This is a genomic window from Vibrio sp. 947 (assembly GCF_033339115.1).
GTDB classification, from domain to species: Bacteria; Pseudomonadota; Gammaproteobacteria; order Enterobacterales; family Vibrionaceae; genus Vibrio; species Vibrio alginolyticus.
In genome coordinates, this window is sequence record NZ_JAWOTX010000001.1 from 17,117 (window position 1) to 29,870 (window position 12,754).

The 12,754-nt window shown below is 46.3% G+C and carries 9 protein-coding genes; 5 read left to right on the forward strand and 4 right to left on the reverse strand.

Annotation, left to right across the window (positions count from 1 at the left end):
• The 4 genes from R7Q39_RS00075 (at position 1) to R7Q39_RS00090 (ending at position 6,332) form a co-directional block, all read left to right on the forward strand.
• On the forward strand, positions 1–3,180 hold the full coding sequence (locus R7Q39_RS00075) for an efflux RND transporter permease subunit (RefSeq protein ID WP_318075630.1): 3,180 nt from the start codon (positions 1–3) through the stop codon (positions 3,178–3,180).
• A gap of 76 nt (positions 3,181–3,256) precedes the next feature.
• Complete coding sequence (copI, locus tag R7Q39_RS00080; RefSeq protein WP_213897577.1) at positions 3,257–3,823, forward strand: copper-resistant cuproprotein CopI; 567 nt, start codon at positions 3,257–3,259, stop codon at positions 3,821–3,823.
• A 325-nt stretch (positions 3,824–4,148) separates the two neighbouring features.
• On the forward strand, positions 4,149–5,000 hold the full coding sequence (locus R7Q39_RS00085; protein ID WP_005375420.1) for a carbenicillin-hydrolyzing class A beta-lactamase CARB-42: 852 nt from the start codon (positions 4,149–4,151) through the stop codon (positions 4,998–5,000).
• A gap of 282 nt (positions 5,001–5,282) precedes the next feature.
• Complete coding sequence (locus R7Q39_RS00090) at positions 5,283–6,332, forward strand: sensor domain-containing diguanylate cyclase (RefSeq protein WP_318075631.1); 1,050 nt, start codon at positions 5,283–5,285, stop codon at positions 6,330–6,332.
• A gap of 113 nt (positions 6,333–6,445) precedes the next feature.
• Here R7Q39_RS00090 and R7Q39_RS00095 read toward each other — a convergent pair whose 3' ends face one another.
• Positions 6,446–6,598, reverse strand: a complete 153-nt coding sequence (locus tag R7Q39_RS00095) for a hypothetical protein (protein ID WP_005375418.1) — start codon at positions 6,596–6,598, stop codon at positions 6,446–6,448.
• A gap of 246 nt (positions 6,599–6,844) precedes the next feature.
• On the opposite strand from R7Q39_RS00095, the gene speG reads away from it, so the two are divergent.
• Positions 6,845–7,384, forward strand: a complete 540-nt coding sequence (speG, locus tag R7Q39_RS00100) for a spermidine N1-acetyltransferase (protein WP_258481298.1) — start codon at positions 6,845–6,847, stop codon at positions 7,382–7,384.
• A 47-nt stretch (positions 7,385–7,431) separates the two neighbouring features.
• Here speG and R7Q39_RS00105 read toward each other — a convergent pair whose 3' ends face one another.
• The 3 genes from R7Q39_RS00105 to vmeQ form a co-directional block, all read right to left on the reverse strand.
• Complete coding sequence (locus tag R7Q39_RS00105; RefSeq protein ID WP_005385112.1) at positions 7,432–8,229, reverse strand: hypothetical protein; 798 nt, start codon at positions 8,227–8,229, stop codon at positions 7,432–7,434.
• Between the two features lie 176 nt (positions 8,230–8,405).
• Positions 8,406–9,491 carry an OmpP1/FadL family transporter gene (locus R7Q39_RS00110; protein ID WP_017635244.1) on the reverse strand — a complete coding sequence of 362 codons (1,086 nt, stop codon included), beginning with the start codon at positions 9,489–9,491 and terminating at the stop codon, positions 8,406–8,408.
• A gap of 120 nt (positions 9,492–9,611) precedes the next feature.
• Entirely contained in the window at positions 9,612–12,752 is a 3,141-nt protein-coding gene (vmeQ, locus tag R7Q39_RS00115) for an efflux RND transporter permease subunit VmeQ (protein ID WP_318075632.1), read from the reverse strand.
• Positions 12,753–12,754 lie beyond the last annotated feature (2 nt).

The window sequence follows — 12,754 nt, forward strand, 5'->3', positions numbered from 1 at the left end:
ATGATCAATGCAATTATTCGTTGGTCACTGAGCAACCGATTCCTAGTGTTGGTCGCGACCTTAGCCCTTGTATTAGGCGGACTTTACAGTGTAAAGAATACGCCTGTTGATGCGATTCCGGATCTTTCTGATGTGCAAGTGATCATCAAGACAAGCTATCCGGGTCAAGCTCCTCAAGTCGTCGAGGATCAAGTTACTTACCCACTCACCACCGCCATGCTTGCCGTGCCAGGTGCTGAGACAGTTCGTGGCTACTCTTTCTTTGGTGACTCTTACGTTTATATCATTTTCAACGATGATACCGACATGTACTGGGCACGTTCACGCGTGTTGGAGTACTTAAGCCAAGTAGCACCAAAGCTGCCACCGAACGCAAAACCAACCCTAGGTCCTGATGCAACGGGCGTGGGCTGGGTTTATAGCTACGTATTACAAGACAAAACTGGCAAACATGATTTGGCGGATCTTCGCAGCCTGCAAGATTGGTTCTTGAAGTACGAATTGCAAACCGTTGATGGCGTTTCTGAAGTTGCGACCGTGGGCGGTATGGTGAAGCAGTATCAAGTGCAGATTGATCCTGCCAAGCTGCGTGCGTACAACCTCACTTTGCAACAAGTGAACATGGCAATCCAAAACGGCAACCAAGAAACCGGCGCGTCCGTTATCGAAGTTGCGGAATCCGAACACATGGTTCGTACCACGGGTTACCTAACCAGCATTGAAGACATCAAATCACTGCCTCTCAAAGTCACCGAGAAAGGCACGCCGTTGCTATTAGGTGATATCGCAGACATTAACCTTGGTCCACAAATGCGCCGTGGTATCTCAGAGCTGAATGGCGAAGGTGAAGCGGTAGGTGGTGTTATCGTGATGCGCTTTGGTGAGAACGCCAGTGAAGTGATTGCGAAAGTCAAAGACAAACTTGCAGACCTACAACGCAGCCTACCAGAAGGCGTGGAAATTGTTCCAACCTACGACCGTTCTACCCTTATCGATTCAGCGGTAGAAAACCTATGGAAGAAGCTTGCAGAAGAGTTCATCGTCGTTGCGATTGTGTGTGCGTTGTTCCTGTTCCACATTCGTTCTTCGTTGGTTATCGCTCTGAGCCTACCGGTCGGCATTCTTACTGCGTTTATCGTGATGCATTGGCAAGGCATCAATGCCAACATCATGTCCTTGGGTGGTATTGCGATAGCCATCGGAGCCATGGTAGATGGTGCGATCGTGATGATTGAAAACGTTCACAAGCACATTGAACGAACGCCACTGACCGATAAAAACCGCTGGCAAGTGATTGGCAAAGCCGCAGAAGAGGTTGGCGCACCGCTGTTCTTCTCGTTGCTGATCATTACTCTTAGCTTCGTACCGGTGTTCGCCTTGGAAGGCCAAGAAGGCAAGATGTTCTCGCCGCTTGCGTTCACTAAGACGTACGCCATGGCAGCGGCAGCAGGTTTGGCAATCACGCTCGTGCCTGTACTTATGGGCTACTTCATTCGCGGTAAGGTGTTACCGGAACACAAAAACCCAGTTAACCGTGGCTTGGTCGCGCTGTACCGCCCGCTGTTGAACACCAGCTTAAAATACCCTAAGACCATGATTGTTATCGCATTAGGTCTAATGGCATCGGCTTACTACCCAACCAGTAAACTGGGTAGCGAGTTCATCCCGCCGCTGGATGAAGGCGACTTGATGTACATGCCAACGACCTATCCGGGTATCTCAATTGGTAAAGCGCGCGAGCTTCTACAACAAACCAACAAGCTGATCAAAACCGTTCCAGAAGTGAAAACCGTATGGGGCAAAATTGGCCGAGCTGAGACCGCAACCGATCCAGCGCCACTCACCATGATTGAAACCGTGATTCAGTTGAAGCCACGCGACCAATGGCGTGAAGGGGTAACAACCGAGTCACTGCGCAAAGAGTTCGACAAGCTGGTTCAGTTCCCTGGTCTTACTAATGCTTGGGTAATGCCGATCAAAACGCGTATCGACATGCTGGCAACGGGCATCAAAACCCCTATCGGCATTAAAATCGCGGGTCCTGATCTGAAAGTGATTGAGAAGATCGGTTCCCAGCTGGAGCCAATTCTTAATGGCGTACAAGGTACAGCATCGGTTTATGCGGAACGTGTAGCAGGTGGTCGTTATGTCACGATCGACATTAAACGTCGTGCCGCAGCGCGTTACGGCTTGAGCATCAAAGACGTTCAGCAAGTGATCTCCACTGCGGTGGGCGGTATGAATGTAGGTGAAACCATCGAAGGCTTGGAGCGTTACCCAATCAACGTTCGTTACCCACAAGACTACCGTGATTCAGTGGTTAAACTGCAAAATCTACCATTGGTGACACCAAATGGTGCTCGTATTGCGCTGGCTGACGTAGCGGACATTCGTTACGAAGACGGCCCTCCAATGATTAAAACGGAAAACGCGCGTCCAAACGGCTGGGTATTCGTCGATATCGATGGTCGTGACCTTGGTTCTTACGTCGTAGAAGCGCAACAAGTCGTGGCCGATCAGTTGGAGCTTCCTGCGGGTTACTCACTGGCTTGGTCTGGTCAATACGAATACATGGAACGTGCGAAAGACCGCTTGAGTGTCGTGGTACCAATCACCATTGCCATCATTATGCTGCTGCTTTACTTCAGCTTCCGTCGTGTCGGCGAAGTAATGATCATCATGCTTACGCTACCGCTCGCTATGGTCGGTGGTTTGTGGCTCATGCATATCCTCAACTACAACTTCTCGATTGCCGTTGGGGTCGGCTTTATTGCCCTAGCAGGCGTCGCGGTTGAGATTGGGGTCATCATGCTCGTCTACCTCAACCAAGCATGGCACTACAAAAAGCTAGATGCGGAAGAGAGCCAACAGAAGCTTGAGGCGAAAGACCTAACTGATGCCATTCGTGAAGGTGCAGGCCTGCGTGTTCGCCCAGTAATGATGACGGTACTAACGGTCATTATTGGTCTGATTCCGATCATGTACGGCGAAGGTACAGGATCAGAAGTAATGCAACGTATCGCCGCACCAATGATTGGTGGTATGGCATCGGCACTGCTGCTGACGCTGTTGGTGCTTCCAGCCATCTTCAAGCTGTGGAAACAACGTGAGTTGCGTCATAGCAATGCGACTAATCACCAAGCTAGCACTCAAGCTAGTGATGTAAACAACAACGCTTAATCCCTACCTTCCTCTCAAACATGCCGTTTGAGGGGAAGCAACCAAGTTATTAATGAATTAAAACAAGGATATAAAAATGAAAAAGACACTAATCACTCTTGCTCTAGCCCTAACAACAACGACTGCGTTTGCCCAAATGGATCATTCAAACATGGACCACGCGAACATGGATCATAGCAACATGAAGCATGAAAATATGGACCACGGCAGCATGAAGATGGACCACAGTAAAATGGACCATTCAAACATGATGGATATGCCGGGCATGTCGGCAGTTGGTATGCCAGCAAAAGGGGCAAAGCCAGACAAGGTGGTACACGTTATCTTGGGTGATGACATGACCATCAAGTTCAAGAAAGACGTTAAAATTGAGCCAAACGATGTGGTGCAATTTGTTGTGATGAACACAGGTAAGATCAACCACGAGTTTACGATTGGTTCGGCCAAAGAGCAGCTAGAACATCGCGAAATGATGAAGACAATGAGCGGTGATCATATGCACGACTCGGGCAACTCTGTGACGGTCGAACCGGGCAAAGCGAAGCAGTTGTTGTGGCATTTCCACGGTGACAACAAGATTGAGTTCGCGTGCAACATTCCGGGCCATGCAGAATCGGGCATGGTTAAAAAGATTGAACTGTAAGTAATTATCCAAATAGACAAAGGAGCTGATGATTCAGCTCCTTTTATTTCTCTGGATCAAACTATTCGTTAGCTCATGATAAGAAATTCTGAGCCAGTGTCTCACGCTAAGATATTTTGTGACCGAATCACCGACGTAATATATAAGCCAAACTACAGGCCTTGATAGCAACACTCTTCTCCCCATATTGAGACCGTTTAAGCGTATTGCAAAGAATCCTACATAAAATAGACATAGATTTAACAGTGTTTAGAGTATTGGCTCGTTATAGTTTACGTGACATCGCTACCGTGCGAACTAAAACTAAAATTGAAGAACACGATCCATGAAAAAGTTATTTTTGTTGGCAGGGCTAATGGTTTGCTCAACCCTAAGTTACGCGTCCCAATTGAATGAGGACATTTCTCTCCTCGAGCAACAAACCTCAAGCAGAATTGGGGTGTCAGTTTGGGATACCCAAGCAGACGAGCGTTGGGATTACCGTGGCGATGAACGCTTCCCACTCATGAGCACATTCAAAACCCTAGCTTGTGCAAAAATGCTAAGTGATATGGACAGCGGTAAGCTAAGTAAAAATGCGACCGCAAAAGTCGATGAGCGCAGTATCGTTGTATGGTCTCCAGTGATGGATAAGCTCGCAGGCCAAAACACACGCATAGAGCACGCGTGTGAAGCCGCTATGTTAATGAGTGATAATACTGCAGCCAACTTGGTATTAAATGAAATTGGCGGCCCTAAGGCCGTAACAATGTTTCTGCGAACAATTGGAGATAAAGCAACGCGCCTAGACAGAATAGAACCTCGCTTGAACGAAGCCACACCAGGCGACAGCCGCGACACAACCACACCTAACGCCATACTAAACACTCTACGAACCTTGGTCGAAGGCGAAACGTTGTCTTATGAGTCTCGTGTACAATTAAAAATCTGGATGCAGGACAACAAAGTTTCAGACTCGTTAATGCGTTCTGTATTACCAACAGGTTGGTCTATTGCAGACCGTTCTGGTGCGGGAGGTCATGGTTCGCGTGGCATTAACGCGATTATATGGAAGGAAAATCATCGACCTGTTTACATTAGTATTTATGTCACAGAAACCGAGCTCTCACTTCAAGCTAGGGACCAACTCGTTGCGCAGATAAGTCAGTTGATTTTACAAAAGTACAAAGACAATTAAGTCACCACTCACCTAACCCTATTTGTATCCTTTTCTAGCCCTTCTCTTCCAGAAGGGCTCATTCTGTACTTCCATCTTAAAAACACCACTTATTGAGTAATGACTTACTTATAAATAGGTATAAGATTTACTTATTTAGGGTGAGTTAACGCCCACATTAAGCAACCAAATGCACACAAACAGCGATAATTGAACCATACTCTTACCAAGAAGCACATTTTCTACAAAATAGCTTCACGTAATTTATTGTTGGTATTTGCAACATTGCCAAGGAGATGTCTATTGAGACTTGAAAGAACTTTTAACCCTGATGACTTATCGATGCAAAACATGGAAAGTCTGATATGTATGCCGATAGGGTTTGTTCACTTTTTAGCTCAATCGGAAACACTACAGCAAGTACTTGATACGGTGGCAGAATGGATAAATCGTATATTTAATTCTGACCGTGCGAGTATCACACTTTATGAAAACAATGATCATTTAAAGGTCTACTCTTTCTCTGGTAGTAAAGCGATTCCCGCTGAATTTTTAGTGCCCATTCATCAAGCGTTTGTTGGCCGAGTGTTCAAAAAGCAACAACTGATGATCTGCGACGATGTTACGCAATCTGATGAGATCGATTGTGTGATGCTCGCATCCAATGGTATGGGTACGTGTATGGACGCGCCTTTAATGCACGGTAAAGTCTGCCTAGGAACGCTTAATGTTGCGCATCATCAAACGCACATTTACACAAACGAACAAGCGGCACAGCTTCAGTGCATCGCTAATTGGATTGCTTTAAACATTGCCCTTCATATACAGATTATGAAAATGGAACACCTCGCCACGGCGGATGATCTAACAGGTATTCCAAACCGCAGAGAGTTCATGCGACAAATCGAAAGCCGCCTAAATGAATACCGAACCCAGGGCATTGACTTCCATGTTGCTATTTTAGATCTCGACAATTTTAAAAGCCTCAATGACCGATTTGGTCATGACGCAGGCGATAAATCACTGATCCATGCAGTTAATACTATTAAAAGTCATCTACTTGATTGTGACTTACTTGCCAGAGTTGGCGGTGAAGAGTTTGCCATCGTATTAAGAAGTCGCTCATCACAGCAAGCTCTAGACACATTAGAAACGATTCGTAATGCACTAGAAACGACGACCGTTCAACATTCAGGTTGTGATATGAGCTTCACCGCGAGTATTGGGGTAACTCAAGTCTGTCGTCTCGACGACTCATTTGAACCACTCGTTAAACGCGCCGACTTAGCACTTTACAAGGCAAAAGAAACCGGAAGAAATCGCGTTGAGTTTCATATTGGTGAAGAAAGGTAGAAAAAATAAAAAAAAGGTAGCGACTCATTGCGCTACCTTTTGTCGATTCTAACCCGCTTAAAATAACTAATACGAACTTTAAGCCAGTTAAAAATAAGAATGAGCAAATTTAATTATGCTTTCTTAAGATCTTTAGCTGGGTAAGTTAGTGTTTTTTCGCCTGCTTTTACATGTGTGTAAAAACCGCCACTGCTTAAACCTGTAACAACCATTTCGCCAAGATCGATACCTTTAGTCGCTACTACTACGTCACCGATTGAAAACATATTGAATACCTTGTTTGTTTAGATTAAGACACTAAGTCGTTGCGCGGTATTTAATACGATATTAGGCAAAGCACCTAATCGAGTTTTTTATCGTAAAGATTAATTTATATTTGTCGTGAACTCTAAGTTTCCACATTGAAAATCACAGGATATTTTCCAAAAAAAGATGCGCGATTCTTGTGAAATACGGTAATATCTTCTAGCATCAAGTGCGGAGGTATTCTCCGCCCTCATTGGAGAAAAATGATGAAGAAAGGCCTAAAAATGCGTGCATTAGAGCGTTCTGATTTGCGCTTTATTCATGAACTGAATAACAACCGAAATATCATGGCCTACTGGTTCGAAGAACCTTACGAGTCTTATGACGAGCTCGAAGAACTTTATCGAAAACATATACATGATGACGCTGAAAGACGTTTTGTCGTCGAAGATGAAGACGGCATCGTAATTGGCTTAGTTGAGCTGATCGAGATTAACTACATTCACCGCAGCGCGGAATTTCAGATAATCATCGCCCCAGAGCATCAAGGCCGAGGTTATGCGACAGAGATGATTAATCGTGCGTTAGATTACTCATTCTCAATTCTTAATCTACGTAAAATCTACTTATTAGTCGCATTGGATAACGAAGTCGCTATTCACTTATACAAAAAATGCGGCTTTATCGAAGAAGGTCACCTTGTAGAGGAATACTTTATTAACGGCGCTTACAGCGATGTTAAGCGCATGTATATATTAAAACACCAATACCAGAAAAAGATCGAAGAAAACAACTCAATTCACTAGTTCATTCTATCAAAGTAAAAACGCAGCTATTTGGGCTGCGTTTTTATTTATTCAAATTGATATTGATATGATAATACGATGCGCTTGTCTGCTTCATCCAAATAGGTGTTGTTGTCCATGACAAACGTCATTACGTTAAAAGAGTGGCGTTTGCTCACGAGGTAACCAAGGCCGATACCACCAAAGAAGCCTTTGTAGTTCTCTCCTTCACTGTTTTCTGAGCCGTAAGTGCCTGCTGCGAAGCTGATTAACGTCAGCTCTTTGGTAAACGATTTCAGCGCAAATGCACCAACGTAACCGCTACTGCCTGAAGAGCTCATCATATTGAAGCCATTCTCTGCACTTGGCGTACCCGTAAAGTTAGGCTCGCTACAGAGACTACTTTCTGCACCGTCACAAACAGGAACATCACCAGTGTTGTACGTATAGCCTGCCATTGGGAAAATTTGGAAGCCTGCTGGCTCAATCCCGAAATAACTTAGCGGCATAAAGGTACCAACGCTGTAGTTGGTTTGATCCGCGCCGTTTACGTATTCATTTTTACCGAAGTTGAAGTTCACGATACCGACCGGAAACAGCCACGAGCCACCAATACGCCACTCGCTCGCATCATCATTGATACGCAGGTTAATTTTGCGCGCTTGGTCAAGCGCAAGTGAGCCCGAGAATGAGATGTTTTGATCATCAAAATCGTAGTTGTTTGCGTATGAGGCGCCAAATTTCGTGATGACTTTTGTTGGGTCATCCGCCAACTTGTTTTTATTGTCTTTTACTCGATGCTCGGCACCATGAGCCAGCGTACTGACCAACAAAGTCGTACACACTAACGCTAGTTTATTTTTCATTTTTTAGTCCTTTGAGATGTTGAATACCCGCACTTAGCTGCGCAGAGACTTTTTGAATCATCACTCACTGGATGTGACAGAAGCGCCCTAACTACCTTAGATGGTGTGACAGCATCCAGTGCAGGTAGTTAGGGTGGAATGGCCTGTAAGGAAGGCGTTTTAGCGATTAGGAATGATTAGTTTTTCCAGTTGTAGCTCATGCTCATGAAGTACAGAGCAGGCTCATCAAAGCCAGCTTGTAAGCGTGGCGTTTCCGACGATTCCATCAAGATCGCTTCCAACGCGAAACCAATTGAGTTTTCTGAATCCAATTTGTAATCAATGCCTGTACCAATGCGGTACGCCTTGCCAGTAGGAACGGTAATGTCACCGTTTGATTGACTTTCATACATGCTGGTATCGAATGCAAAACCTGCATTCCACATCATTTTTTCATTCAGTTTGTACTGAGTACCTAATGCGATTTGGTAAGTGTCTTGTGTCTCTACGTTCAGCGTGGTTGTGTATTCGCTCCAGTCTTGCCAGTTCACGTTCCACATCACCGCTAGGTCATCATTCACTTCGTGGTAAGCACTGAAGATCAGTTGTTGTGGAGCAATGGAGTTACTCTTGTCGAATTCAAATTCGGCTTCAGAAGAGTAAGACAGACCAAGACGCGTGCCTGATGTTGCCTCATAAAGCACACCTACTCGGCCGTTGACCTGAGTATCTTGGTCTTCGTCATTGAAGTTCAAGACTCCCTTCGTTTCCACTTCATACATACCGTACTGAATACCAAGCGCCGCACCCACAGACCAGTGATCATTGATGCGGTAAGAAGCGGAAGGTTGAATGGTTAAGGCTTGCGTCGTTGCTGTAGGAATATCTAAATGATTATCCAAAAGACCTTCGTACTCGAGGCCAAGGCCGTAGTTGCCATACAGACCAATACCCAGCGTCCATTTGTCGTTTACTTGTTGGCTGTAAAATGCCGACGCCATAGGAACAAAACCAATCACGTTGCCCGCATCGCCAGTCATCGTGTCTAGTTGCGCGTCACCGTAAAGGCCAATCAGGTTACCAGAGAAAGATTTACCAGAAACATTCGCCAGACCAGCCGGGTTTGCTGCCATTACTGAGGCATCTTGCGCACGAGCCGCCATACCAGCGGATGCCAAACCAATATCCGATGCAGTTGTTTCGTAAAGGTATAACCCTCCCGCTTGCGCAGCAGCACACGTCAGTAGAGAGCTCGCTACGACGATTTTTGAAAGATTTTTCATGCTAAAACCTATTATTGTTTGGGGAACCCACGCTGCGACGGTGGTTGTATATCAATGAAAGGCATTGGCCAATCGCACACAGCGTGGGGGTGTTGTGGAGTCAGTCAGTTGAAATCAGCGTTATTGCTCGCTCACCTCAAGTTCAGTGGGTTTCTTTCGCTTAAACTTCTCGCGCAGAGATTGCATCATCACGAAGAACACTGGCGTCAGTAACGTGCCTACAAACGTAGAGAGAATCATGCCGCCGAATACTGCAAAGCCCAGTGAGTGACGAGATGCCGCACCGGCACCCGATGCAATCACCAACGGGAATACCCCCCAGATGAAGGCAAATGCGGTCATCTGTACTGCACGGAAACGGATTCGAGCAGCTTCTTTGGCAGCATCAATGATGGATAAGCCCTTTTCTTCTCGCAGAACTTTGGCAAATTCCACGATAAGAATCGCCACTTTGGCGGACATACCGATCAAGATGACCACACCAATCTGCACGTACAAGTCGAACGGTTGTCCCACCAGCAGTAGCGTGCCCATTGCGCCGAGAATCGCGACTGGAACCGCCATCATTACCGCTGCAGGAATGGTCCAACTTTCGTACTGAGCCACCAAGAACAAGTATGTGAACAGCAAAGACAATGCGAACGCGATCGGCGCCATGTTGCCTGCTTTCATCTCTTGGTAAGTCATGCCTGACCACTCGTATGAGTAACCACTTGGCAAAGATTCCGCAGCCAGTTTTTCAATGGCTTTTACAACATCACCCGAGCTGTAACCTGGCGCTGGCGCACCGTTCACGGTTGCAGAACTGAACATGTTGTAGTTCGACAAGGTATCTGGGCCGAAGATCGGCTTCACTTTCACTAGCGTTGCCAGTGACACCATTTTTCCAGAGCTTGAGCGAACAAACAGATGGTTGATGTCGTCGATATTGTCACGGTATTGCTCTTCTGCTTGCACTTTCACTTGGTACGAACGACCAAACAAGTTGAAGTCAGAAATGTAGGCGCCGCCCAACTGTGCTTGCAGTGTGCTGAAGATTTCATTCAACGGTACGCCCATCGAAATCGCTTTATCGCGATCAATATCGATGTAACGTTGCGGAATATTCGCACGGAAAATCGAGAACGCACGTGCCACTTCAGGCAGTTGGTTGATTTGGGCAACAAAATCAGCGGTTGTTTTTGCCAACTCTTGTGGAGAACGGCCCAAGTTGTCCTGCAGCACAAGGTTGAAACCATCCACCGCACCCATACCTTTGATTGCCGGTGTCGCGAAAACGAACGAAGCGGCATCTGGCGTTGAGTTCAGCATTTGGTTAACTTTATTCATCAATGCGCGTTGGTGTAGCTCAGGGTCTTTACGTTTGCTCCAGTTATCCAGTTTGATGATCAACATGCCCGAGTTTGGAATCGACGCCATGTTAATTACCGAGAAGCCCGCAACCGAAACCACGTTCTCCACACCTTCCATCTGTTTTAGCTCATCAACGTACTTCTTCATTAATGGTGCAGTACGCTGCAATGCTGCTGCGTCTGGCAAACGCATTTCGACCATGAACACGCCTTTATCTTCGTTCGGAACGAAAGAAGAAGGTACGGTCATGAACGCAAATGCCAGCACCGCAATAAGCGCGCCATAAACACCGATACTCAGCACAATGCGGCGGCTCAAGAAGCCAACTAAACCTTGGTATTTGCGCGTTATTGCTTCAAAACCTCGGTTAAACGCACGCAAAGGCGCAATAGGTTGCGAGTGAGTAGATTTCAACATCAACGCACAAAGCGCTGGCGTTAACGTTAATGCGTTGATCGCAGAGATCAGCACCGATACACAGATGGTGACCGCGAACTGGTTGAACATTCGACCAGAAATACCCGGCAATAGCGCAACCGGTACAAATACCGCCAACAAAATAAGCGTTGTTGCCAATACTGGCCCTGTCACTTCTTTCATAGCTTGGATCGTGGCCGGAATCGGGTCTAAATGCTCTTCATGGATAACCCGCTCCACATTCTCTACCACGATGATCGCATCGTCCACCACGATACCGATGGCGAGGATCAAGCCAAACAACGAGATCGTGTTAATGGTCATGCCCATCACGCCCATGATTGCGAACGTCGCAATAATGGAAACCGGAATCGCTAAGGTTGGAATGATGGTCGCTCGCCAGTTCTGCAAGAAAACGTACACAACGAAGGTGACAAGAAGTACCGCAATCACCAGCGTCTCATACACTTCATCAATCGATGTCTCTACGTATTCGGTAGAGTCATACGCGATGTCGTAGACCAAATCACCAGGAAACGATTTCTCGTACTCTGTCATGGCCTCTTTCACGCGTTCCATCACGTCTAGCGCGTTCGCGGTCGGTAACTGGTACAAGGCCAGAACGGCGGCTGGTTCGTTATTCATACGACCATCAGCTTCGTAACCTTGTGCACCAACTTCGACACGAGCCACATCTTTCAAGCGAATCAAAGAATCTTTCTTGCTCGCACGAATGATGATGTTCTCGAACTCTTCCGCAGAAGTGAGGCGGCCTTTGGTTTGCAAAACATATTGATATTGCTGGTCACCCGGAGCTGGCATACCACCGATCTTACCCGCCGCCACTTGGATGTTTTGCGTTTTAATTGCGCCAATAACATCGCTAGCAGAAAGCTTCAAGGTAGCCAGTTTATTTGGGTTCAACCAAATACGCATTGAGTAGTCTTTCTTACCCAGCAGCGTAATGTCACTCATACCTTCGATACGTTTTAGACGCTCGACAATATTGAGATCCGCGTAGTTAGAAAGGTAGATACTGTCGTGAGACTGTTTCGGAGAACGCAGTGTGATAACGCCCAGCATGTCGGAAGATTTCTTCTTAACCGTCACACCGATTTGGTTTACTTCTTGTGGTAGAGACGACGTCGCCTGTGCCACCAAGTTGTTCACACGAACCTGCGCCATATCGCCATCTGCGCCCACTCGGAAGTAAATACGCAATGTGTATGAGCCATCGTTACCAATCACAGAAGACATGTAAATCATGTCTTCAACGCCGTTGACTTTGGCTTCTATCGGTTGTGCTACGGTCTTTTTAACCACGTCCGCATTTGCACCCGGATACATGGTGCTCACCGTAATTACCGTTGGAGAGATTTGAGGATACTCAGAAATTGGCAAGACTTTCAGGGCGATCATACCCATCAATGTCATCGCCAGTGAGATCACCAAAGCAAATTTCGGCCGGTGAATGAAAAATTTACTTAACATCA

Excerpts from the sequence above, each read along its gene's own strand:
- R7Q39_RS00075 (WP_318075630.1), top strand. The coding sequence starts at position 1 with ATGATCAATGCAATTATTCGTTGGTCACTGAGCAACCGATTCCTAGTG.
- copI (WP_213897577.1), top strand. The coding sequence starts at position 3,257 with ATGAAAAAGACACTAATCACTCTTGCTCTAGCCCTAACAACAACGACT.
- R7Q39_RS00085 (WP_005375420.1), top strand. The coding sequence starts at position 4,149 with ATGAAAAAGTTATTTTTGTTGGCAGGGCTAATGGTTTGCTCAACCCTA.
- R7Q39_RS00095 (WP_005375418.1), bottom strand. The coding sequence starts at position 6,598 with ATGTTTTCAATCGGTGACGTAGTAGTAGCGACTAAAGGTATCGATCTT.
- speG (WP_258481298.1), top strand. The coding sequence starts at position 6,845 with ATGAAGAAAGGCCTAAAAATGCGTGCATTAGAGCGTTCTGATTTGCGC.
- R7Q39_RS00105 (WP_005385112.1), bottom strand. The coding sequence starts at position 8,229 with ATGAAAAATAAACTAGCGTTAGTGTGTACGACTTTGTTGGTCAGTACG.
- R7Q39_RS00110 (WP_017635244.1), bottom strand. The coding sequence starts at position 9,491 with ATGAAAAATCTTTCAAAAATCGTCGTAGCGAGCTCTCTACTGACGTGT.
- vmeQ (WP_318075632.1), bottom strand. The coding sequence starts at position 12,752 with ATGTTAAGTAAATTTTTCATTCACCGGCCGAAATTTGCTTTGGTGATC.